A 20,846-nucleotide genomic window follows, 5' to 3' on the forward strand; every position below is an offset into this window, starting at 1 on the left:
CAGCACCGAGCACCACCTGCGCTGGCACACCTGGCGACGACGCCACCAAGCCCGCGCCCGCTGGTTCCACTACCGGGCCCGCCTCAACCGCCAATGACAAGATCACGTTCTACGACTGCCGTACTAGAGATCGCCACTAACATCGCCAAAGAGCTAGTCACTCGGAAAGTTACGGTTGTAGCGGGACTGGCTGCTGGCATCGACACCGCTGCCCACCGCGCTGCACTCGACTCCGACGGGCGCACGGTAGCCATTATTGGTACCGGAATCAATAAGGTCTACCCTAAGGAAAATCGCGACCTCCACAGTGAGATCTCATCGCGAGGTCTCCTACTTTCTCAATTCTGGCCAGATGCGCCACCACAGAAACATACATTCCTGATGCGGAACGCGACCATGTCTGGATATGGAATTGCGACTGTAGTCGTAGAGGCGGGCGAACACAGTGGAGCTCGTGCTCAAGCTCGAATGGCAGTCGAGCACGGGCGTCCGGTCATCCTGACCGGCCTCGTTGTTACGAACAATCAATGGGCTCGGGCGCTTGTCGGTCGACCAGGTGTTCATGTTGCCGACGGGCTTAAGGACGTACTGGGCATTGTCGATGGCCTGATAAGCGAAGCATCCATCCTTGATGCCGACCTACGGCGCCTGGTCTCCGCCTAGATATGCTCGCGTCTGCGGTTGAACAACGACTCCGCGCGGCTCTGATCGCCACCGCCGGTGGGTACCTGCGAAACCCGGTTCGGCAGGACCATGTGACATGCGCAGTCTGCACGACTCCGGTCGAGGAGAATTACCGGCTCTGCTACCCATGCAAACAGCATCGCATTAATAGCGGGATCGCCGATGTCGTTGCGCCAGTGACCTATGCTGTTGCGGGGCAACAGTCCGGCTACGTCATGCGCGGCTACAAGGCACCGAATTCTCCGGTCGAGGCTCATTACGGAGTAGTGGCGATGCTTACGCTCTTCGCTCTGTCCAGGCATGGTGGCTGCGCGAGCGTTCTCGGAAACTCGCCGATCACTCACTGGGCATCAGTTCCGTCACTACCTCTGAAGTCTGGCGAACACCCCGTTCCATCGCATAGTAAGTGGATCGGCTCCGGCAACTGAAGTGCAACTTACCGCTGCTGCGAGCATGTCGAATGCGCGAGCAGTCGATGCTCGTCACTTCACCGCTGATCGCGAGTTGCCCACAGGCTCGCACGTACTACTGCTGGACGATACTTGGACGAAAGGCGGCCACGCCCAGTCGGCGGCCCTGTCGCTGCGAAATGCAGGGGCACAGAGGGTCTCGGTTATGGTGGCCGCTCGTTGGATCAAGCGGGACTACGCCGATAACGCCAAATTCCTCGACGGACTCCCGGACTATGACCCGGATATCTGCCCCTGGACTGGAGCCTCCTGTCCAGGGTAATGACGCTCACCAGGAAATCTCTGCCACGCCCCACACGGCGGATCATGACCGAAGTCAGGAGCGCCGAGGTCGAGGCACGGACTGGGCGTAGAGCTCTGGGTCCTGTGTGATGCACAGCAACGGTTGGCCGAGCGGCTCCCCCTGGCGAAGGCCGTCCGACCGAGGATGCCTCCACACCCCAAGGTCGACTGGAAAGCGCTGAGGGCGGGACCATGGGTCCCGCCCTCGTAGCGTTTGGCCAGGTTGACGGCCGGTTGGGTGGCGGTGGTGGTGGGATTCGAACCCACGGAAGCTTGCACTTCACACGCTTTCGAGGCGTGCGCCCTCGTCCACTAGGCGACACCACCGCGGGAGAGCTTACCTGACTCTGCGGTGCGTGAAGAACTCCGTTAGCAAGGCGCCGCACTCGTCGGCGAGCACTCCGGCGATGACCTCCGGCCTGTGGTTGAGGCGCCTGTCGCGGACGACGTCCCACAGCGACCCGACCGCGCCCGCCTTCGGGTCGACGGCGCCGTACACGACCCGGTCCAGGCGGGCCTGGACGGACGCCCCGGCGCACATCGTGCACGGCTCCAGGGTCACGACCAGGGTGCAGCCCGACAGGCGCCACTCCCCGCGGGCGGCCGCCGCCTCCCGCATCGCGACGATCTCCGCGTGGCCGGTCGGGTCCGCCGAGCGTTCCCTGTCGTTGTGGCCCGTTCCGATGACCGTGCCCGACCCGTCCAGCACGACCGCCCCGACCGGGATCTCGCCGTCCTCAAGGGCTCGGTGCGCCTCGCGCAGTGCCCGGCGCATCGCCGCCACCGCGCCGGCGAGCACGGGATCTCCTTCGTCGGCCGCGCCGGGCGGTCGCCCCGGTTCCCGGCCGGGACGGGGCGGCGGGTCAGTCACGGAGACGGTCGAACTCTTCGCCGAAGCCGGCCTGCTCGGCGACGATGAGCAGGGCGTCGCCCGGGATGGCGCTGTCGCCGAGGTCGGTGAGCTGCTTGGGGTCGAGGCCGAGGTCTTCGAGAAGGGCCGGGTCGCCGCCGGGGTCGCCGTTCGGGATCTCGCCGACGAGCTGCTGGAACAGCGAGCCGAGCGTGTCCTCGCGGATGGTGGAGACGTAGGCGCGCGGCTCGTCCTGCCCGTCCAGCCGGACGACCGCGAACCAGTCGTCGTCCTGCTCGATCAGGAGGACGACCGGGTCGCCGTAGGACTCGACGGCCGCCTCCCGCATCAGGTCGGCGATGTCGTCGACGTGTTCGGCCTCGGCGAGCATGGCCTCGGCGCCGACCCAGCCCTCCGGGGTCCGCGCGAACACGGCGGCGAAATATGACACGTGGTAATTGTGACCCACGGGGTTGCTCCGGTCACACCCCTTGACGCTGCGGGATCAGTCCAATCGCCGCTGATTCGTCCGTCATGTCCGGAACGGGGGCGGTCAGGCGATGGCGTCCATGGCGCGTTCGAAGGCGGGGGCGAAGCCTATGCGTCCGGCGATGCTGAGCAGCATCTCGTCCGGATAGAGCTCCAGGTCGCCGGAGATGGCGCCGAGCTCCATCTCGTCCAGGCCGAGGTCGGCGAAGATGGACATGTCGCCTACGGGGAGGACTTGGTCGAGTTCCTCGTCCTCGGGGATCGGGATGTCCAGGTATTCCAGGACCTGGCCGGCCAGCGGCCAGTCGACCGAGGCCGTGACGTCCGACAGGAACACCATGACGTCGTCGCCCAGCAGGCGGATCGCCACGAAGAAGTCGTCGCCGACCGAGACCAGCCCGACCGTGCCGCCAAGGCTCGGCTGCTGGCGCAGGGCATGGATCATCCCCGCGAGGTCCTCGGTCAACGCCACCGGGAGGATCTCGGCCTCCCAGCCTTCGTCTTCCCGGTACACCACGACAGCGAAGTCCGTCGCGTCAACATCCGTCATTTCCACCCCACCGGCGCGTCTCCTGCCAGGGCATGGTCCCAGATGCGGCGGCCCGCGCGTGCCCCAACGCCAAACTGGGCGCCGCACTCGCGCGTGAGACCGGGAGTCAGTGCCGCAAACCCATGCCCAGCGGAAAGAACCTACTCGATCCGCGTCAATTTATACGGAAGGTGCGGCGGCGCAGCGCCGCGTGGATCCGTGCGCGCCGCGAGCGGTGCGGCGTAACCCGGCGGCGCAGCTCACGGGCCTCGGCCAGCTCGCGCAGGAAGATCGCCCGGCGCCGCAGGTGCTCCCGCACCTCCTCCGGGGAGATGTCGCCCTGGGGGCCCGGACGCGGCCGGACGTCCTCCCCGGCTGTGACATCGGTCACCGGGGCCGTCGCGGACGCCGTGGCGTCGTCGCCGGAGGGGGCGGGAGCGTCGGAGGTCGGGGCGGAGGGAACGGGAGGCGGCGGCACGGTTTCGGGAGGCGGAACCGCCGCTTCGGGAGGTGACGCCGCGGCCTCGGCCGGGGGTCGCCCCGCCTCGGCCGGGGTCCGCCCGGCCTCGCTCGGCGGAGCCGGCGGCTCGGGTGGGTCGGGCGCGGACTCCCCGTCCCGCGCCGGACCTTCCGGCTGGTGATCGTTATCGCTGTTCATATCGCCATCCTGCCCAGCTCAGCGGCGTCCTACCCAGTCCCGGCGGGGGCCCGGCCGGGGCTGGACGGTGGGCTACGGTGAGCGCATGCAGACCCTCGCCGTCGATCATCCCCTCGTCGCGCACAAGCTCACCACACTGCGGGACGTCCGCACAGACTCCCCCACGTTCCGCCGGCTGGCCGACGAGCTGGTGACCCTGCTCGCCTACGAGGCGACCCGCGACGTCCGGGTCGCGGACGCCACCGTCGACACCCCGCTCGTCCCGGCGCGGGGCGTCCAGCTGGCGAACCCGAAGCCGCTCGTCGTCCCCATCCTGCGTGCCGGACTCGGGATGCTGGACGGCATGACGCGGCTGCTGCCCACCGCGGAGGTCGGCTTCCTCGGGATGATCCGGGACGAGGGCACGCTGCAGGCCCAGACGTACGCGACGCGGCTGCCGGACGACCTGTCCGGCCGGCAGTGCTACGTCCTGGACCCGATGCTCGCGACCGGCGGGACGCTCGCCGCCGCCGTCCGGCTGCTGTTCGACCGCGGCGCCGACGACGTCACCGCGATCTGCCTGCTCGCCGCCCCCGAGGGACTGAAGCACCTGGAGCAGTCGTTCTCCGACATTTCGGCGCCCGTCCGGGTCGTGACGGCCGCGATCGACTCCCACCTCAACGAGCAGGGCTTCATCATGCCGGGCCTCGGGGACGCCGGGGACCGCCTCTACGGCGTCGTCTGACCGTCGTCTGACCGGCGTCCGTCCGCCGCGGCCGAGAGGCGTCGTCCCGATCCGGGTACCGGTTCGTGGTCCCGGCGCTGACCTGCGATGTTCGTTAGCGTCCGCCGAGGGTACGAAGGCGCTACGGAACGCCAGTGCGCGTTCCCCTCCGCCGCCCCGGCACAGGGGGACCGTTACGGACCGGGCGGTGGGAGCGAGTTCGATCGAGGACATGTCATGGCTCACCAAGGGGACGGCGACCGGCCGCGCTACACGGCGATCGGTGATCGGCTCGTCGAGGAGTTCGAAGGGGTGCACGCCGCCGACACGGTGGACAGGTGCGTGGCCGCCGCACGGCACGGCGCCGAGGAGGTCACGGGGTCGGCGCCGCTCGATCTCGTCGAGCGGATCGCGCGCAGGCACCTGGAGGTGCTCGCCACCGTCGACGCCGAGAAACGCCGCAAGGCGCGACGTTCGTCGCTCGACAACGCGCCATAGGCCTTGCTTTGACGGCCGTGCACGCTGTGCGAAACTGAACCGGGGTCCGTGGGTCAACGCTCCGGGAGGCTGCCGTGCCCGCCAAGAAGTACATGACGTGGGTCGCGGTCGCCTTCGTGGCGTTCTACGTGATCAACCAGCCGGACGGCGCCGCGCAGTCGGTGGAGAGCGCCGCCAGCGGCATCGCCTCCGCCGCCGGCTCCGTCGCCACCTTCGTCAACGCTCTCGCCTGAGGCCGCCATGAGGCTCGTAACCCCCGGAGACTCCGCCCCGGCATCGGTCAACAAGTACCTGCTCCCGCACGAGAACCAGGTGATCACGGTGCGGCGGCATCCGGCCGTGCTGATGGTCCCGGTCGGCCTCGTCCTCGGCGGCCTGATCATCGCGGGCGTGCTGAGCAACACCCTGGCCAGCGACGCGGGCACGGTCATCAGCTGGATCTGGTGGGGCTGGCTGATCCTCCTCGCCTGGTTCGTCTGGCGGGTCGCGGAGTGGTCCGTCGACTACTTCGTCATCACCAACCAGCGCATGCTGCTGACCACCGGGCTGATCACCCGCAAGGTCGCGATGATGCCGCTGGCCAAGGTCACCGACATGAGCTTCAAGCGGACGATCGCGGGCCGCATGCTCGGCTACGGGGAGTTCATCCTGGAGTCCGCCGGACAGGACCAGGCCCTCACCAACGTCGACTACCTGCCCTACCCGGAGCAGCTCTACCTCGAAGTCTGCGAAATGATCTTCCCGAACAAGAACCCGCAGCCCGAGGAGAAGACGCTCCCCCCGCCGCCGCCTCCGCGCCGTCCGAAGGAACCGGCCCCGCCGGACGACGTCCCCACGGGCACCGGCCCGGACGACCCGATCTGACCCCGCCGCCAAATCCGCCGGGCCCCCACCAACACCTCCTCGTCGCGGGTGGACGGGCGCTGGCCGGTAAACGCGGCGGGGTGATCAATATCGGCGGTTATTGCGATCTTGTATGGAAGGTCGGATACCTTCCGAGGGTGACAGACGTTGCGGTCGCCGGGAGGTTCACCCGGTCGCAACCGGCGCGCCACGGCGTCGCGGAGCGTGTGCGCGGGGGCGGGACGGGGCCGGACCAGCCGCTCTCTATCACTCGCCGCTTCTTTACTCTTGATGTGCGATAACCCCCAATGTGCAATCATGTCGGCACCCCAGCCGCCTGTTTACTTCCGCTAAGTGAGTCCACATGCCGGGTCCAGGCAACGTCGGCGAACGTGTCCGCAACCTGCGGCTGACCAGACGCTTGTCGCAGGCACAGCTCGCCGGTCACGACCTTTCCGACAGCTACATATCCCTGATCGAGTCGGGTAAGCGCACGCCGACGCCCACGGTCCTGCGCATGCTGGCCGAACGTCTCGGCTGCACCCCCGAGTACCTGGCCGAGGGCGTCGAGCCGGAGCAGCGCGCCCACCTCGAGGTCCGCGAACGCCACGCGCACCTGACGCTGCTGCGCGGCGACCCGGCCACGGCCGAGGCCGGTTTCGACGAGGTGATCGCGCGAAGCGACGATCCCGACCTGACCGCCCGCGCGCGCTGGGGCCGTGCCCGCGCGCTGGAGGAGCTGGGCCGCACCGACCCCGCGATCGCGCTCTTCGAGGACCTGCGCGAGCAGGCCGAACGGGACCCTGGCCGGGCGAGCTGGCTGGCGCCCGTGATCGCGCTCGCCCGCTGCTATCACGCCGTCGGCGACCTGGGGCAGGCCATCGCGCTCGGCGAGCGCGCCATCGCCCGCCTGCACCACCTCGGGCTCGTCGTGGGCGAGGAGTACACCGAGGTCGGACGGATTCTGCTGCTCGCCTACGTCGACCGCTCCGATCCGGCGCGCGCGCACGACCTCGGACGGCGGCTCCTGCACCCGGAGGTGTCCGGGGACGAGCCGACGAGCGTCCACTACCAGCGGGCCAGCATGCGCGCCCTGGAAGACGGGGCGATCGGCGACTCGCTGTACTTCGCCGATCAGGCCTTGGCCGCACGCAGTGACACCAGCCCGGTCCGCGCGCGCGAACGCCTCGCCCTTGCGGCCGCCAAGGCGCTGCTCAGGGGCGTCATGCCGTTCTCGTCCACCGCACCGTCCGCCGAGGTGCCGACTGGTGAGTACGGGTTCGAACGTCCTCGTCCCGAAGGGTCTCGTGAGGCCGCGCAGGAGGCACTCGACCTCCTGCAGGGGACGACCAGCCTCGATGGAGCGGAGTCCACGGAAAGCACGATCGCCAAGGCACGGGCACTCGTGCTCATCGGCGAATTGGACGACGCCATCGCCACCCTGGAGCAGTTCCTCGACACGGGTATGGCCCTGGGCCCCCCGACGAGCCACCACACCGTGACCCCGCAGCCTGGCAATGACCTCGCCGCACGTACACAGAAGACCGTCCTGGCCCGTCTCGTCCTAGCGCGCGCACGCGTGGCCCAGGGGGACCGGACGGCCGCCCAGGTCGTCCTGCGCGCCGCGTCGGAACAGCTGGCGACTCTGCCGACGGGCCGTCCGGCGGCACATCTGCTCAGGGAACTGGGAGAGCTGTACGAACTCGTCCAGGACGCGGAAGCCGCCGCGGCCGCCTACCGGAAGGCCCTGGAGGCCGCCGGCCTCCGCGCCCCACGTCCTCTCGCGGCCAACCGCGACCTGGGCCGCGTCTGAACCACGGCTGCCGCCGGAAGGCGCTGGTCAGGTCATGTCCACGGCGTCCAGGTCGAGGACGCGCGCGTGCAGGACCTGCCGCTGGTGGAGCGCGGCGCGCAGTGCCCGGTGCAGGCCGTCCTCCAGGTAGAGCTCGCCCTGCCACTGGACCACGTGCGGGAACAGGTCGCCGTAGAAGGTGGAGTCCTTCGACAGCAGCGACTGAAGGTCCATCTCGCGTTTGGTGCTGACGAGCTGGTCGAGACGTATCTGGCGAGGCGGGATCTTGGCCCAGTCCCGGGACGAGAGTCCGTGCTCGGGATAGGGCCGTCCCTCACCCACCGCCTTGAAGATCACGCCCCGAGTCTACGGCGTAGGTGTGACCTGGAGAAGGAAACGCAACAACATGAGTCACTCTAGTTGCCGCAACTGTAAACCAGTTACCTCCCAGCTCAACGGCTTCGTCAGTAAGTTCCGCCCGCCGCCCGCCTACCAGGTGTCGACCTTCAGGTTGCCCAGCTCGCCGACGGCGACGCGGTCCTCGACGGCGAGGATCGTGACCATCCGCTCGGCCTCCTCCACCGTGACGAACCGGCCGTGCAGCTCACGCTTCTTGGGGTAGGTCGTCTCCAGCCACAGCTCGGGCCGGTTCGGCCCGTCAGCGTGCCACATCATCTGGACGGTGCCCTCGGAGCGGCCGGTGAACGTCAGGAAGTGCCCGTGGACCGGCTCCAGGCCCCGGACCCAGTTCAGGGCCTCGTCCAGCAGGACGGGCGACATGGCCGCGTCGCTCCGGTACCGGTTGTGCACCCGCACCATGAGCATCGGCAAGGAGACGTCCGGTCCGGTGACCAGGCTCGCGGCGTCGGCGTCCTCGCCGTGGAACAGCGGGCCGAGCGACTCCCACAGCCGGTCGACGGGGACGGACACCTCCGACTCGATCGGGTCGTCCACGAGGGTGCCGTTGAAGCGGTCCCACTCGCGGCGCAGCCGCAGCTCGCGGTCCCGTACATCGCGCAGGAGGATCTCGATGCCGTCGGTGATGTGCTTGCCGTAGTTGTCCAGGACGGTCTCGGCGGACATGATCATGTCCCGCCCCTTCGGAACGGTCATCCCGCGCTCGGGCCCGTTGTCCCGGGTGACCAGCGCGCGCGGCACCGGATCCCGGTCCCAGTGGCCGTCACGCAGGGACAGGCCCTTGCCCAGGACGGCCCACCGGAACCGCTTGGCGGGCTCTCCGTCGGCGACCTCACCGCGGTACGCTGGGACGACCTGCAGCCCGCGTTCCACCAGCTCGGGGGCGCGCTTCTCCCAGAAACCCGTCTGCCCGGGGCCGAGCAGGACGGCCCGATCCAGAGCGAAGCCCGGCACGTCGATCGGCCGGACGTGAACGGTGTCGCCGAGCTCGCCGTCCATCAGGTCGGCCACGGCGTCCAGCATGGCTTCCACGACGTCCTCGCGGTACCCCCGGTTCGCCTTGGCCACCAGCACGCGGTCGTCGCGGAAGAGGTAGACGAAGACGCCGACTTTCCCCTCTTCGACGAGGACATCGTGCCGTCCGACGCGTCTGCTTTCCCAGTCCTGCGTGAAGCGCCGCTCTTTGGCGAGCGCAACGAGATCAATCCCCATGCGCCGGGACGATATCGACCCTCGCCGACATCCACCGTCAAAACGACCAGGCGTGCGGCTCGCCGCACCGGCCGGAACGCCTCCCCCGCCCGCCGCGGGCTCTCCGGCGGCCGGATCGCCACCGCCATCCGGCCGCACCGGACGTCTAGCGAGACACCATCATTCGTTTTATGGTGGTTACATGCTTCCTGATCTCGAAGGTGAACGGGCCGCTCGCGCCGAGGAGCGGCTGCGCAAGGAAACCGTGATCTGGCTGACGACCGTGACGCCGGACGGGCAGCCGCAGACATCGCCGGTCGGGTACGTGTGGAACGGGAAGACGTTCCTCATGATCAGCGCCCCCGGCACTCCGAAGATCCGCAACCTGCGCGGCAACGCCAGAGTCGCGCTGCACCTGGATCTCGACACCGCCTCGGAGGACCACAGCGTCCTCACCATCGAGGGCGTCGCCGAACTCGACCCCGCCCCGGCGGGCGGGCCCGCGCCGTTGGACGAGGACGAGATCGCCGCGTACATGGAGAAACACCGGGAGTCGATGGACTCGGCGGGCATGACCCCCGGCGAGGTGTTCACCGAGCTGTCCACCGTGATCCGCGTGGCGCCGGCCCGCGTCCGCTCCTACTGATCCGCGGGAGCGCGGCCGGAGCGGTTCGGCGGCGGGAACGAACGAGGCTGGAACGAGCTGAGGGCGGCACCCCGGGGGATGCCGCCCTCAGCGTTACGCCTGTGAGGCTGGCGGAGGATGCGAGATTCGAACTCGCGAGGGCGTGAACCCAACACGCTTTCCAAGCGTGCGCCCTAGGCCACTAGGCGAATCCTCCACGGGGAAGCCTACCGGTTCTCGGGCAGTGACCTGACATCAATTACGGCGGCGATCGGGATCGGTCCGTAGACGTGGGGGAAGACCTCGTCGCCCGCGGGTTCGTAGCGGACGGGGGCGTCCAGGGACGTCACCTCGATGACCAGGAGGAGCAGGTCCGAGCGGGGGACGCCGGCGTAGAACCGGCCGAGCACCCCCTCCACCTGCGCCATGTCGGACGAGCAGTGGACGAAGCCTTCGTCGTCGAGGGTCCGGCCCAGCGTGGACATCGTGTACGACACTCCCGCGTCGCGAGCGGCCTCCCAGTGGGTTCGTTCGGCGATGTGCAGGAGTGTGTCGTGCGTCGGGGCGGACATGAGGCGGAGACTACGCGGAACCCTGGCAATCCTGGGCCGCGGATGTCATAGACTCTGGGGCAGACCCCTCGCATGGCGTCACCCTGTGAACCTCCCCAGGGCCGGAAGGCAGCAAGGATAAACAGGCTCTGGCGGGTGTGCGGGGGGTCCTTTTTCGTCTGACGCTCTGCTTCTCGAGGGAGGACGGCTCCCCGATGAGTCTGGCTCTGTACCGCAAGTACCGGCCAGCGACGTTCGCCGAGCTGAAGGGGCAGGAGCACGTCGCCGAGCCCCTGCAGCAGGCGCTGCGCAACGGCCGGATCAACCACGCGTACCTGTTCAGCGGTCCGCGCGGCTGCGGCAAGACGTCCAGCGCCCGCATCCTCGCCCGCTCGCTGAACTGCGAGCAGGGGCCGACCCCCGACCCGTGCGGCACCTGCGACTCCTGCGTCGCGCTCGGGCCGACGGGCACCGGGCACATCGACGTGATCGAGATCGACGCCGCGTCCCACGGCGGTGTCGACGACGCCCGCGACCTGCGGGAACGGGCCTTCTTCGCCCCCGTGTCGGCGCGCTTCAAGGTGTACATCATCGACGAGGCGCACATGGTCACCCGCGAGGGCTTCAACGCGCTGCTGAAGCTCGTCGAGGAACCTCCGCCGCACCTGAAGTTCGTGTTCGCGACGACCGAGCCGGAGAAGGTCATCGGGACGATCCGGTCCCGGACGCACCACTACCCGTTCCGGCTGATCCCGCCCGGCGTCCTCACCGAGCTCGTCGAGGAGATCCTGGGGTCGGAGGACGTCCCGTACGAGGCGTCCGCGCTGCCGCTGGCCGTCCGGGCGGGCGCCGGTTCGGCCCGCGACACCCTGTCGATCCTCGACCAGCTCCTCGCCGGTTCCGACGAGGACGGCATCACGTACGCGCGGGCGGTCTCCCTCCTCGGATACACCGACTCCGCGCTCCTGGACGAGGTCATCGCGGCGTTCGCGGCCCGCGACGGGGCCGCCGTCTTCGCCGCCGTCGACCGGGTCGTGGAAAGCGGCCAGGACCCGCGCCGGTTCACCGCCGACCTGCTGGAACGCGTCCGGGATCTGGTGATCCTGTCGAACGTCCCGGAGGCCGGGGGGACGGGGCTGCTGAACGTCCCGCCGGACGAACTCGAGCACATGCGGCGCCAGGCGTCCTCCCTCGGGCCGGGGGAGCTGACCCGCGCGGCGGACCTGCTGCACACCGGCCTCACGGAGATGCGCGGCGCCACGTCCCCGCGGCTGCTGCTTGAACTGATCTGCGCACGGATCCTGCTGCCCGCCGCCTACGCGGACGAGGGGTCGATGTTCGCCCGCCTCGACCGCCTGGAACGCCAAGCCACCCAAGGCGGCTTCACCGCCGGCCAAGGCGGCGGCATGCCCGCGCCGCCGCAGGCGCCCGCACCGCAACCGTCGCCCGCGCCGCCCGTCGAGCAGGCTCCCCGCGCGGCCGAACGTTCTTCTCCCACCCCGCCCGCGCCGGAAAGGCCCTCCGCACCGGAGCGTCCTGCCCAGCCTGCGGCTGAAGCGCCGCCGAGTCCGGCACCGCCGAGTCCGCCAGCGCCGCCGAGGCCGGAGCCGAGGGCGGAGCCGGCGCCGGAGCCGGGTCCGGCCCCCGCCTCCTCCGGGGGGATGGACTTCTCCGCCGTTCAGCGGCTGTGGCCGGACGTCGTCGAGGCGGTCAAGCAGAAGAGCCGCGCGACCTGGATGGTCATCATGTCCGGGGTGCATCCGGTGTCGCTGGAAGGGAAAGTCCTCACCCTGGGGTTCGACGCCGAGGGACGCCGCCTGGGCTTCGTCAACGGCGGACGCGACACCGTCATCCGCGAGGTCTTCAAGGAGCGGATGGGCGTCGACTGGCGGATCGAGACCGTCGTCGGCGGCGCGCCCGCGGCCTCGCCGCCTTCCCGGCCGGGCCCTAGTGGCGGGTTCGGTGGGGCGGCCGCACCGAACCCGGAGCCACGGCAGCAGCCGCGGCCGCAGGCCCGTCCGGACACCGGGCCGCCCGCCCCGAGAGCCGAATCGGCGCCGGAACCGCCGCCGCCCCCGCCTCCGGACGAGCCTCCGCCCCCGCCCGATCCCCCGCCGATGGACGAGAGCGACGAGGTCGACCCGGTCGGCGACGCGGACGCGGACGGCACCGAGGCCGAGATGAGCGGCATGGCGCTCATCCAGCGCGAACTCGGCGGCCAGATCATCCGCGAGATCGACAACTCGGCCCCCGCCCAGCCGTAGCGGCGATCGGCCGCGTTTGACCCGGACGTGACGCGGAACCACCGTGCCCAAGATCTTCCCGACGGGGCCGACCGGTGCCCGTACTTACGGCGGAGCGCCGGGAGCCCGTAGTCTCGGGGGACGGACGTCCGGTGGCTGGCGGAGCGCCAGAGAGAAGGCCCTTTCGGGGGGCCGGAAGAGGAGTGCACCGTGGAACCCGGTGGTCAGCTGAACATGCAAGAACTGCTCCAGCAGGCGCAGGCCATGCAGGAGCAGCTTTTCAGTGCCCAGCGCGAACTCGCGGAGGCCGAGGTGAAGGGCACCGCCGGGGGCGGGCTCGTCACCGTGACGGTCAACGGGCAGGGCGAGGTCACGGGTCTGTCGATCGACCCGAAGACCATCGACGCCGACGATCCGGCCGACACGGCCGAGACCATCGCCGACCTGGTGCTGGCCGCGATCCGCGACGCGGGCCGCGAGGCGCAGCAGTTGCAGCAGGAGAAGATGGGGCCGCTCGCCGAGGGCCTCGGCGGCGGTGGCGGCATCCCCGGGCTCGGCGGAGCGGGCGGAGGCGGCGGGCTGCCCGGCGGTTTCCCGGGTCTGGGCGGTCCTGGCTCCGGCGGTTCCGGCGGTTCCGGCGCCTGAGTCGGCCGGTACACAGAAAGGAGGGGTCCGTTGTACGAAGGGGTGGTCCAGAACCTCATCGACGAGCTGGGCAGGCTGCCCGGCGTCGGCCCCAAGAGCGCGCAGCGGATCGCCTTCCACCTTCTCGCCGCCGACCCGGCCGACGTCGAGCGTCTCGGCAAGGCGCTCAAGGAGGTCAAGGACAAGGTCCGCTTCTGCGGGACGTGCGGGAACGTCGCGGAGGAGGAGGAGTGCCGGATCTGCCGTGACACGCGCCGCGATCCCCACATCATCTGCGTCGTCGAGGAGTCCAAGGACGTCGTCGCGATCGAGAAGACCCGTGAGTTCCGCGGCCGCTACCACGTGCTCGGCGGCGCGATCAGCCCCATCGAGGGTGTCGGCCCGGACGACCTGCGCATCCGTGAGCTGATGCAGCGCCTCGCGGACGGGGCGGTGACCGAGCTGATCCTCGCCACCGACCCCAACCTGGAGGGCGAGGCGACGGCGACGTATCTCGCCCGGCTCGTCAAGCCCATGGGGCTCACCGTCACCCGTCTGGCCAGCGGCCTGCCGGTGGGTGGCGACCTCGAGTACGCCGACGAGGTGACGCTTGGCCGCGCATTCGAAGGACGGAGGCTGCTCGATGTCTGACACCAACAGCCCGCAGGACTGGAACGCCCTCGCCGAACGCGTGGCGTGCCATGTCGACAACTACCTGAGCGGCCTGGAGGCCGTCGCCCGCGGCGACGGGGGCACGCACACCATCCCGTTGCTCCTGCTGGAGGTGTCGCAGGTCATCCTGGCCGGCGCGCAGCTCGGTGCCAGCGCCGACGTGATCCTCCCCGACAACTGGGAGCCGGAGGTCGGCGACGACCCCGACCTCGACGCCGTCCGGCAGGGCCTGTCCGAGCGCCTCGTGGCCCTGGACGAGTACGTCGAGGTCTTCGACCCCTACAAGGACACCGAACCGACGTCCTACCGCCTGTCGGACGACCTGGTCGACGTCGCCAGCGACCTCGTCCACGGGCTGCGCCACTACCAGCAGGACCGTCCCCTGGAAGCCCTGTGGTGGTGGCAGTACTCCTACTTCAACCACTGGGGCAACCACGCCGGCGCGGCGCTGCGCGCCCTGCACGCCTTCGTCGCCAACGCCCGTCTGGACGTCGCCCCCGAAGTCGCCGCCGCTCAGTAGGGCGCGCCGGGATTGACCGGCGCGCCCATCGTCCACGCGATCACCTCGGCGGCCTTCTCGGCGTCCGAGCCGATCTGCCCGCCCGCCTCGGACTCCCACGCGAACGATCCGAGCTCGCCGTCCCAGATGACCGTGGCGGTCTGCCCCCGGTATCCGACGCGCAGCCCGGCGTCCTCGCGGTCCGGACGCGTCGCGGCGATCTGCGGAGCCCGCCGCCGCAGCGCCGCGTACAACGAATCCAGCGGCCCTCTGCGGACGCGCGGCAGTTCGGCCATCAGCTCTCCCATCAGCTCGGTCACCGCCGCGCACGCCCCGCCGGGGCATGGCGCGGACGCAACGGATCACGGGTGGACGAGATGAACCACGCCATCCCGCCAACCCCTGCCGTTACGTAGACGCTTCACCCCGCCCGCAGGTGGTCCGCCGGCGTTCGACGCCGTGACTTCGTTCCGTGCGGGGGAGCCGGTGCGTCCGGCGAGAGGGGGCCGTCAGCTCAGGCGCTGATCAGGGTGCCGGAGTTCTGGAAGGCGGTGACCATGACGCGGCCGACCTCGTCGAGCTTCTTGCGGACCTTGGCGACGCCGACGGCGCCGCCGGACATGCCGGTCGTGGCGAGGCCGGCGTCGACGACCAGGCTGCCGTCCTGCTGCGGGCGGAGGATGATGCGGTACTTGTAGTGGGTGCCGAACGCCCCGAGGAGCATCGCCTTGGTGCGGCTGCCCTTCTCGACGATGGCCTCCGCGGGGTTCTCCCACGTGAAACGGAAGCCCTCGGGCTGCAGCGCCTGCTCCAGCAGGGGGCGGACCTGATCGGGCGTGCCGGTCACCTGAAGCTTGACGGAATCGGCCATGACACTCCTTGTGAAGGGGGATCGGGGGGTCGGACGCTCCGCTGCCGCGGCGGCCGGACGAGCGCGTCCGCCCGTGCGTCCGGGACGTTGAAGTGGGAACCATACCGCCCGAGCGAGTTACCTGACCGTAAGTCGCTTGTCCAGGCTCGATAGACTCTTCGTTCGGTACGCCTGACCCCGATTCGAGGAGCGCCCACTCGTGGCTCTAATCGTGCAGAAGTACGGTGGCTCCTCCGTCGCCGACGCCGATGGCGTCAAGCGGGTCGCCCAGCGCATCGTCGCGACGCGGAAGGCGGGCAACGACGTCGTCGTCGTCGTGTCCGCCATGGGTGACACGACGGATGATCTCATCGATATGGCCGAGCAGGTCAGTCCCCTGCCGCCGGGCCGTGAGCTGGACATGCTGCTCACCGCGGGCGAGCGGATCTCGATGGCCCTGCTGGCCATGGCCATCGCGAACCTGGGCCATGAGGCCCGCTCGTTCACCGGCTCCCAGGCCGGCGTGATCACCGACGGCTCGCATGGCAAAGCCAAGATCATCGATGTGACGCCGGGACGGATCCGCACCGCGCTGGACGAGGGCTCGATCTGCATCGTGGCCGGTTTCCAGGGCGTCTCGCAGGGCACCAAGGACATCACCACGCTCGGCCGCGGCGGGTCCGACACCACCGCGGTCGCGCTGGCGGCGTCGCTGGACGCCGACGTGTGCGAGATCTACTCCGATGTCGACGGTGTCTTCACCGCCGACCCGCGCATCGTGCCGGCCGCCCACAAGATTTCGAAGATCTCCTACGAGGAGATGCTGGAGATGGCGGCGAACGGTGCGAAGATCCTGCATCTGCGCTGCGTGGAGTACGCGCGCCGCTACAACATCCCGATCCACGTGCGGTCCTCGTTCAGTACGAAGGAGGGCACGTGGGTCGTCGACAGCAGCGATATCGGAGGACACGACATGGAGCAGGCGATCATCTCCGGGGTCGCGCACGACCGGAGCGAGGCCAAGATCACGGTGGTGGGGGTGCCGGACAAGGTCGGTGAGGCCGCCGCGATCTTCACCGTGCTGTCCGAGGCCGAGATCAACATCGACATGATCGTGCAGAACGTGTCGGCGGCGTCCACCGGCCGCACCGACATCTCGTTCACGCTGCCGGCCACCGACGGGCAGACCGCGCTGACGGCGCTCAACAAGCTGAAGGAGCGCATCGGGTTCGAGTCGCTCCGCTACGACGACCGGATCGGCAAGGTGTCGCTGATCGGTGCCGGGATGCGTTCGCACCCGGGCGTCACGGCCAAGCTGTTCAGCGCGATCGCCGACGCCGGGGTGAACATCGAGATGATCTCCACGTCGGAGATCCGGATCTCGGTCGTCGTCGCCCAGGACGACATCGACTCCTCCGTCGTCGCCGCGCACCACGCCTTCGACCTCGACGCCGAGCAGGTCGAAGCCGTCGTCTACGGCGGCACCGGCCGCTGACCCCGGCGTAGACGCGCGGCGGCGGCCTTCGCGAGGGGACCGGACGCCGCGCGGGTCGCCGGGCTCGTGGCCGCCGGACCCGCCGCCTGGCGCCACCGGGCCCGTCGCCTGGCGGCTGGCCGCCGGACTTCTCAGGATGAGCAGGACGGCGTGGCGGGCTTTAGGCTGGCATGCGTGACCGAGACGAAGGCCGTGAAGTCCGAGCAGACGCGGTCCCTGATCGTCGTGACGGCGTTGCGGCTGTTCAGGGAGCGCGGCTACGAGGCTACGACGATGCGGGCGATCGCCAAGGAGGCGGGCGTCTCGGTCGGCAACGCCTACTACTACTTCGGCTCCAAGGAAGAGCTGATCCAGGCGTACTACGACGAGCTGCAGGACGAGCACGTCGCCGCGTGCCGGGCCGTCCTGGACGCGGAGACGGAGTTCTCGCGGCGGCTGCTCGGCGTGCTGAAGGCCCGGGTCGACACGATGGTCCCCTACCACGAGTTCGCCGGGAAGTTCTTCAAGTTCGCCGCCGAGCCGACCAGCCCGCTCAACCCGTTCAGCGCCGAGTCGGGCCCGGCCCGCGAGTCGGCGGTGCGGGTCTACCGCGAGGTCGTGGACGGCTCCGACCTGAAGATCGACAAGGAGTTCCGGGCGGAGCTGCCCGAGCTGCTGTGGATCTATTCGATGGGCATCGTCCTGTACTGGGTGCATGACAGCTCGCCGGGCTGCCGCAAGACGTACCTGCTCGTGGAGCGGACGGTCCCGCTGGTCAACCGCATGGTGTCGATGTCGCGGATGCCGGGCTTCAAGTCGGTCACCCGGGAACTGGTCGGCATCATCCGCGAGGTCCGCGCCTGACCCTGGAAGGGCTCACCGGAAAGTGACGTCCCAGTGGTCCTTCTCGCGGGCGAACAGGACGCCGCCCGGTGAGCGGTAGAGCTTGGCGCCGTCCCCCCGGACTCCGGCCGACGGGAAGCGCTTGATCGCGCGGTCGACGCAGCGGGTGGGCGCGATGTCGGCCTTGTAGCCGTTCCAGTGGCTGTAGGCACCGCTCGCGTGGCCGCGCTCGGTGCCGCCGGTGACCGTGACGTCGCAGCCGCTCGACTTCGCGAAGCGGATCACGCCCTTGACCGTCCCCCAGCGGATCTTCTCGAACGACGTGCAGGTCGTGCCGCTCCGCTTCGAGCAGCCGCCGGTCGAGGTCCACCGGATCCCGTTCCCGCGGAGGACCTTCTTGGCGATCCCCTGCTCCAGCCGCCGCGACTCGGGCATGCCGGGAGGCACCCCGTCCGGGAGGACGAGCCCCGGGGCTGCGGCCTCCTGCGGCTCGGCACCCGGTGGGACGGCACCGTTGGGTGCGGCGTCTTGCGGCTCGGCGCCCTGCGGTGCTGCGTCCGGTGGTGGGGCGACCTGAGGCTCGGGCCCCTGGGGTCCCGGGTCGCCCGGCGCCGTGTCCCCGGGCGTGGTGTCCTTGGGCGGGGTGTCCGGAGACGCGCTGCCGGGCGGTGTCGGGAAGACCTGTGGTGTGATTCCCAGGTCCGGGATGTGCAGGAGGGGCGGCGGTTCGTCGGCCGGGATGGAGCCCGGCCTCTCCGGCTCCGGTTCCGGCGGCGCGGTGGAGCCCGTGCGCAGCGCCGGCCGATCGGCGGACGCGTCGCGATTCGAGGCGGGCACTGCCGCGGCCACGGTGCGTGCGTCCGCGACGGCTCCCGAGGCGGGACGGCGCTTCGCGTCCCGTTCTGCGGCGGACGCGCGCGGACTCGCGACGGCAAGGGTCGTGGTGGCGATGGCCAGGCCGGTCATCAGGGCCGTCAGCCGGAACGCCGGGCCGTGGGCCACGGGTTTTCGGTGGCCGAGGGCCTGCCGGGCGCGGGCATGGGCGTACTGAAGCCGTGTCATGTGATCCCCCCCAGATCGACGATGGTCGAGCGCCGGGGGGCGAGCCGGGTCCTTACCGGCTCGTTGAACCTTTCCATCCGCGCCGGTCGTGCCGGCCGACGGCCGTGGCGGCGGTCCGGATGAGAACGTTCAATGCTCACTAGCGGCCGGTCGGGAAAATGCCCGGCATTCGATCTTGTAAACCCGGGGACGGGCGGTGCGTCCGCCCGTCCCCGGGAAGATCACGACATACCGAGATGCTTGCGGGCAAAGCCGATTTCGGCGGCCATCTGGGTGATTCGCTCCTCGACGACGAGGGAGCCGTGACCGGCGTCGTACCGGTACATCTCGTGCGGGTGGCCCAGCTCGTCGAGCCGTCCGAGGTAGTTGTCGATCTGCCGGATGGGGCAGCGCGGGTCGTTCTCCCCGGCGAGGATCATCACCGGGGCCTTGACCTTCGAGACGTAGGTGATCGGGGACGATTCGCGGTAGCGGTCCGGGACCTCGTCCGGGGAACCGCCGAACAGCGACCGGTCGAATGCCTGCAAGCCCTCCATCTCGTCCTCGTAGGCGGCGACGTAGTCGGCGACGGGGACGCCCGCGACGCCGACGCTCCAGTCGTCCGGCTGCGTGCCGACGCCGAGCAGGGTGAGGAAACCGCCCCACGAGCCGCCCGTCAGCACGAGCCGCGACGGGTCGGCGAGCCCGCTGGACACCGCCCAGTCGCGGACGGCCTTGATGTCTTCGAGTTCGGTGAGCCCCACACGCCCCTCGATGGCGTCGCGCCATTCCGAGCCGTATCCGGTGGAGCCCCGGTAGTTGACGCGGACGACGGCGAACCCGTGGTCGACCCAGGCGGCGACGGGCGCGGCGAACGAGTCGTCGTCCTGCGCGGTCGGCCCGCCGTGGACGTCGAACACCGTCGGGTAGGGCCGGTCGCCCTCCGGCTTGCTGACCAGCGCGTGGATGCGGCCGGCGGGGCCGTCCACCCACACGTCCTCGACCGGGACGGACGGGGGAGCGGCGGGTCCGGGCGGGGTGAGGACGACCGCCCCCGACGAGGACCTGATCACCGGCGGCTCGGCGGCGGACGACCAGGAGAACTCGACCGTCCCGTCCGGGCGGACGTCCGCCCCGCCGATCACGCCGCGCGGCGTCTTGATCCTGGTCAGGCTCTTGTCCGAGATGTCGTACCGGTACAGCTCGTCGCGCGCCTCGTGGGAGTGGGAGACCAGCAGCGCGGTCCCGTCCGGGTACCAGCCGGCGCCGATCTCGCCGGGCAGGTCGAGGGTGATCTCCTGCTGGGTGCCGATGACCGGGTCCCAGATCAGCATCTCGTCCCGGCCCCGGCGCTCGTGGTTGACGAGGAGGCGCGAATCCCCTTCGACCGGGGCGAATCCCGCCGCGTAGACGCCCTTGCCGGGGCCGTCCCACAGGTCGGCGACCGTGGCGCCGTCGGGACGCACGACGCGCAGCGCCATGTGCCTGCTGTCGCCGTGCTCGCTGTGCCCGATCGCGATCAGGCTCTCGCCGCGGGACAGCGCGGCGACGTGCGCGTCCTCGGCATGGTGGTACAGGACCTCGGGATCCGCGCCGGCCTGGCACAGGTGGATCGTGTTGCCGTCGTCGGTCGTCCGCCCGACGACGGCGAGACCGGTGCGCCCCAGGCACAGCCCGGACGGGTAGGACGGTTCGAGTTCGGGGACGGCGGGTTCGCTCTCCGCCCCTTCGTCCGCGTCGAACGGGACGCGTTTCCAGACGCCGAACTCGTCGCCGTCGGTGTCGGCGAACCACCACACCCATTCGCCGGACGGGTCGACGGTGCCGATCCAGGTGCCGTTCGGCCGGTCGGTCACCTGGCGTTGCGTGCCGGTGTCACGGTCCCACGTGTAGAGCTCCCACGTTCCGGTGGCGTTCGATCTGTAGATGCTGTGGCTAGGGGCATCTCTCGCCCATCGGGGCAGGCTCATCCGGGCTGCCCGGAATCGCGCCTTCCAGCGTTCCTCATCAACCATCTG

The 20,846-nt window shown here is 69.9% G+C and carries 23 protein-coding genes, 2 tRNA genes, 1 other RNA gene and 1 pseudogene; 14 read left to right on the top strand and 13 right to left on the bottom strand.

Annotated features, from left to right (window positions below; all coding sequences use genetic code 11):
• Positions 1-93 precede the first annotated feature (93 nt).
• Positions 94-663 carry a DNA-processing protein DprA gene (locus E1285_RS21975; RefSeq protein WP_243722967.1) on the top strand — a complete coding sequence of 190 codons (570 nt, stop codon included), beginning with the start codon at positions 94-96 and terminating at the stop codon, positions 661-663.
• Between the two features lie 1,012 nt (positions 664-1,675).
• Here the strand turns inward: E1285_RS21975 and E1285_RS21980 are convergent.
• The 5 genes from E1285_RS21980 to E1285_RS46690 form a co-directional block, all read right to left on the bottom strand.
• A tRNA-Ser gene (locus E1285_RS21980) sits at positions 1,676-1,763 on the bottom strand.
• A 10-nt stretch (positions 1,764-1,773) separates the two neighbouring features.
• Positions 1,774-2,211, bottom strand: coding sequence for a tRNA adenosine(34) deaminase TadA (tadA, locus tag E1285_RS21985; RefSeq protein WP_132155033.1), 438 nt, complete (start codon positions 2,209-2,211; stop codon positions 1,774-1,776).
• Positions 2,212-2,299: 88 nt separating this feature from the next.
• Positions 2,300-2,737: a tRNA adenosine deaminase-associated protein gene (locus E1285_RS21990; protein WP_132154978.1), complete on the bottom strand. Its 438-nt coding sequence runs from the start codon at positions 2,735-2,737 to the stop codon at positions 2,300-2,302.
• Between the two features lie 102 nt (positions 2,738-2,839).
• Entirely contained in the window at positions 2,840-3,325 is a 486-nt protein-coding gene (locus E1285_RS21995; RefSeq protein ID WP_132154980.1) for a tRNA adenosine deaminase-associated protein, read from the bottom strand.
• A gap of 154 nt (positions 3,326-3,479) precedes the next feature.
• Positions 3,480-3,962: a hypothetical protein gene (locus E1285_RS46690; RefSeq protein ID WP_207946737.1), complete on the bottom strand. Its 483-nt coding sequence runs from the start codon at positions 3,960-3,962 to the stop codon at positions 3,480-3,482.
• Positions 3,963-4,047: 85 nt separating this feature from the next.
• Here E1285_RS46690 and upp point away from each other — a divergent pair, with 85 nt between their 5' ends.
• The 5 genes and pseudogenes from upp (at position 4,048) to E1285_RS22020 (ending at position 7,819) form a co-directional block, all read left to right on the top strand.
• Complete coding sequence (gene upp, locus E1285_RS22005; RefSeq protein WP_132154982.1) at positions 4,048-4,686, top strand: uracil phosphoribosyltransferase; 639 nt, start codon at positions 4,048-4,050, stop codon at positions 4,684-4,686.
• Positions 4,687-4,902: 216 nt separating this feature from the next.
• Positions 4,903-5,163 (top strand): hypothetical protein, encoded by a 261-nt coding sequence (locus tag E1285_RS22010; protein WP_132154984.1) that lies wholly within the window; start codon positions 4,903-4,905, stop codon positions 5,161-5,163.
• Positions 5,164-5,237: 74 nt separating this feature from the next.
• Positions 5,238-5,396 carry a hypothetical protein gene (locus tag E1285_RS45705; protein WP_165966698.1) on the top strand — a complete coding sequence of 53 codons (159 nt, stop codon included), beginning with the start codon at positions 5,238-5,240 and terminating at the stop codon, positions 5,394-5,396.
• A gap of 7 nt (positions 5,397-5,403) precedes the next feature.
• Positions 5,404-5,913, top strand: a pseudogene (locus tag E1285_RS22015) (PH domain-containing protein); the annotation flags it as partial.
• 457 nt (positions 5,914-6,370) lie between these two features.
• Complete coding sequence (locus E1285_RS22020) at positions 6,371-7,819, top strand: helix-turn-helix transcriptional regulator (RefSeq protein ID WP_132154988.1); 1,449 nt, start codon at positions 6,371-6,373, stop codon at positions 7,817-7,819.
• 27 nt (positions 7,820-7,846) lie between these two features.
• On the opposite strand, the gene E1285_RS22025 is transcribed toward E1285_RS22020, so the two are convergent.
• Positions 7,847-8,155: a type II toxin-antitoxin system VapB family antitoxin gene (locus tag E1285_RS22025; RefSeq protein ID WP_132154990.1), complete on the bottom strand. Its 309-nt coding sequence runs from the start codon at positions 8,153-8,155 to the stop codon at positions 7,847-7,849.
• 132 nt (positions 8,156-8,287) lie between these two features.
• Positions 8,288-9,427, bottom strand: coding sequence for a hypothetical protein (locus E1285_RS22030; RefSeq protein ID WP_132154991.1), 1,140 nt, complete (start codon positions 9,425-9,427; stop codon positions 8,288-8,290).
• Positions 9,428-9,608: 181 nt separating this feature from the next.
• Here E1285_RS22030 and E1285_RS22035 point away from each other — a divergent pair, with 181 nt between their 5' ends.
• Positions 9,609-10,052 carry a pyridoxamine 5'-phosphate oxidase family protein gene (locus E1285_RS22035; protein ID WP_165966699.1) on the top strand — a complete coding sequence of 148 codons (444 nt, stop codon included), beginning with the start codon at positions 9,609-9,611 and terminating at the stop codon, positions 10,050-10,052.
• Between the two features lie 108 nt (positions 10,053-10,160).
• On the opposite strand, the gene E1285_RS22040 is transcribed toward E1285_RS22035, so the two are convergent.
• Both E1285_RS22040 and E1285_RS22045 read right to left on the bottom strand, forming a co-directional pair.
• Positions 10,161-10,248: transfer RNA gene (locus E1285_RS22040), tRNA-Ser, on the bottom strand.
• A gap of 10 nt (positions 10,249-10,258) precedes the next feature.
• A complete protein-coding gene (locus E1285_RS22045) occupies positions 10,259-10,603 on the bottom strand; it encodes a DUF952 domain-containing protein (RefSeq protein ID WP_132154995.1) in 345 nt (114 codons plus the stop codon).
• A 59-nt stretch (positions 10,604-10,662) separates the two neighbouring features.
• Between E1285_RS22045 and ffs the strand changes: the two genes are divergently transcribed.
• The 5 genes from ffs to E1285_RS22070 all read left to right on the top strand — a co-directional run bounded on the left by ffs (position 10,663) and on the right by E1285_RS22070 (position 14,641).
• An RNA gene (gene ffs, locus E1285_RS22050) (signal recognition particle sRNA small type) lies at positions 10,663-10,758 on the top strand.
• Between the two features lie 39 nt (positions 10,759-10,797).
• The gene (locus E1285_RS22055; RefSeq protein ID WP_132154997.1) at positions 10,798-12,846 is read left to right on the top strand and encodes a DNA polymerase III subunit gamma and tau; all 2,049 of its coding nucleotides are present in this window, start codon (positions 10,798-10,800) and stop codon (positions 12,844-12,846) included.
• 189 nt (positions 12,847-13,035) lie between these two features.
• Entirely contained in the window at positions 13,036-13,470 is a 435-nt protein-coding gene (locus E1285_RS22060; protein ID WP_132154999.1) for a YbaB/EbfC family nucleoid-associated protein, read from the top strand.
• Positions 13,471-13,500: 30 nt separating this feature from the next.
• Positions 13,501-14,100, top strand: coding sequence for a recombination mediator RecR (gene recR / locus E1285_RS22065; protein WP_132155001.1), 600 nt, complete (start codon positions 13,501-13,503; stop codon positions 14,098-14,100).
• Positions 14,093-14,641, top strand: coding sequence for a DUF5063 domain-containing protein (locus E1285_RS22070; RefSeq protein WP_132155003.1), 549 nt, complete (start codon positions 14,093-14,095; stop codon positions 14,639-14,641). Before recR ends, E1285_RS22070 begins: the two co-directional genes overlap by 8 nt.
• Here the strand turns inward: E1285_RS22070 and E1285_RS22075 are convergent.
• Both E1285_RS22075 and E1285_RS22080 read right to left on the bottom strand, forming a co-directional pair.
• Positions 14,635-14,940: a hypothetical protein gene (locus tag E1285_RS22075; RefSeq protein WP_132155005.1), complete on the bottom strand. Its 306-nt coding sequence runs from the start codon at positions 14,938-14,940 to the stop codon at positions 14,635-14,637. The genes E1285_RS22070 and E1285_RS22075 overlap by 7 nt on opposite strands.
• Before the next feature lie 194 nt (positions 14,941-15,134).
• Positions 15,135-15,491 (bottom strand): hypothetical protein, encoded by a 357-nt coding sequence (locus tag E1285_RS22080; protein WP_132155007.1) that lies wholly within the window; start codon positions 15,489-15,491, stop codon positions 15,135-15,137.
• Between the two features lie 199 nt (positions 15,492-15,690).
• Between E1285_RS22080 and E1285_RS22085 the strand changes: the two genes are divergently transcribed.
• Complete coding sequence (locus E1285_RS22085; RefSeq protein WP_132155009.1) at positions 15,691-16,965, top strand: aspartate kinase; 1,275 nt, start codon at positions 15,691-15,693, stop codon at positions 16,963-16,965.
• Between the two features lie 174 nt (positions 16,966-17,139).
• Positions 17,140-17,808, top strand: a complete 669-nt coding sequence (locus E1285_RS22090; protein WP_132155011.1) for a TetR family transcriptional regulator — start codon at positions 17,140-17,142, stop codon at positions 17,806-17,808.
• Positions 17,809-17,820: 12 nt separating this feature from the next.
• Here E1285_RS22090 and E1285_RS46695 read toward each other — a convergent pair whose 3' ends face one another.
• Together E1285_RS46695 and E1285_RS22100 are read right to left on the bottom strand one after the other, a co-directional pair.
• Positions 17,821-18,849: a hypothetical protein gene (locus E1285_RS46695; RefSeq protein WP_207946735.1), complete on the bottom strand. Its 1,029-nt coding sequence runs from the start codon at positions 18,847-18,849 to the stop codon at positions 17,821-17,823.
• Between the two features lie 221 nt (positions 18,850-19,070).
• The gene (locus tag E1285_RS22100) at positions 19,071-20,843 is read right to left on the bottom strand and encodes a prolyl oligopeptidase family serine peptidase (protein ID WP_132155013.1); all 1,773 of its coding nucleotides are present in this window, start codon (positions 20,841-20,843) and stop codon (positions 19,071-19,073) included.
• Between the last annotated feature and the right edge of the window lie 3 nt (positions 20,844-20,846).

It is taken from the genome of Actinomadura sp. 7K507 (genome assembly GCF_004348425.1).
Lineage (GTDB): Bacteria > Actinomycetota > Actinomycetes > Streptosporangiales > Streptosporangiaceae > Spirillospora.

What these genes read in the sequence shown, in the direction of transcription:
- E1285_RS21975 (WP_243722967.1), top strand. Translation starts at nt 94, where the DNA reads ATGACAAGATCACGTTCTACGACTGCCGTACTAGAGATCGCCACTAAC.
- tadA (WP_132155033.1), bottom strand. Translation starts at nt 2,211, where the DNA reads ATGCGCCGGGCACTGCGCGAGGCGCACCGAGCCCTTGAGGACGGCGAG.
- E1285_RS21995 (WP_132154980.1), bottom strand. Translation starts at nt 3,325, where the DNA reads ATGACGGATGTTGACGCGACGGACTTCGCTGTCGTGGTGTACCGGGAA.
- E1285_RS46690 (WP_207946737.1), bottom strand. Translation starts at nt 3,962, where the DNA reads ATGAACAGCGATAACGATCACCAGCCGGAAGGTCCGGCGCGGGACGGG.
- upp (WP_132154982.1), top strand. Translation starts at nt 4,048, where the DNA reads ATGCAGACCCTCGCCGTCGATCATCCCCTCGTCGCGCACAAGCTCACC.
- E1285_RS22010 (WP_132154984.1), top strand. Translation starts at nt 4,903, where the DNA reads ATGGCTCACCAAGGGGACGGCGACCGGCCGCGCTACACGGCGATCGGT.
- E1285_RS22020 (WP_132154988.1), top strand. Translation starts at nt 6,371, where the DNA reads ATGCCGGGTCCAGGCAACGTCGGCGAACGTGTCCGCAACCTGCGGCTG.
- E1285_RS22030 (WP_132154991.1), bottom strand. Translation starts at nt 9,427, where the DNA reads ATGGGGATTGATCTCGTTGCGCTCGCCAAAGAGCGGCGCTTCACGCAG.
- E1285_RS22035 (WP_165966699.1), top strand. Translation starts at nt 9,609, where the DNA reads ATGCTTCCTGATCTCGAAGGTGAACGGGCCGCTCGCGCCGAGGAGCGG.
- E1285_RS22045 (WP_132154995.1), bottom strand. Translation starts at nt 10,603, where the DNA reads ATGTCCGCCCCGACGCACGACACACTCCTGCACATCGCCGAACGAACC.
- E1285_RS22055 (WP_132154997.1), top strand. Translation starts at nt 10,798, where the DNA reads ATGAGTCTGGCTCTGTACCGCAAGTACCGGCCAGCGACGTTCGCCGAG.
- E1285_RS22070 (WP_132155003.1), top strand. Translation starts at nt 14,093, where the DNA reads ATGTCTGACACCAACAGCCCGCAGGACTGGAACGCCCTCGCCGAACGC.
- E1285_RS22080 (WP_132155007.1), bottom strand. Translation starts at nt 15,491, where the DNA reads ATGGCCGATTCCGTCAAGCTTCAGGTGACCGGCACGCCCGATCAGGTC.
- E1285_RS46695 (WP_207946735.1), bottom strand. Translation starts at nt 18,849, where the DNA reads ATGACACGGCTTCAGTACGCCCATGCCCGCGCCCGGCAGGCCCTCGGC.
- E1285_RS22100 (WP_132155013.1), bottom strand. Translation starts at nt 20,843, where the DNA reads ATGGTTGATGAGGAACGCTGGAAGGCGCGATTCCGGGCAGCCCGGATG.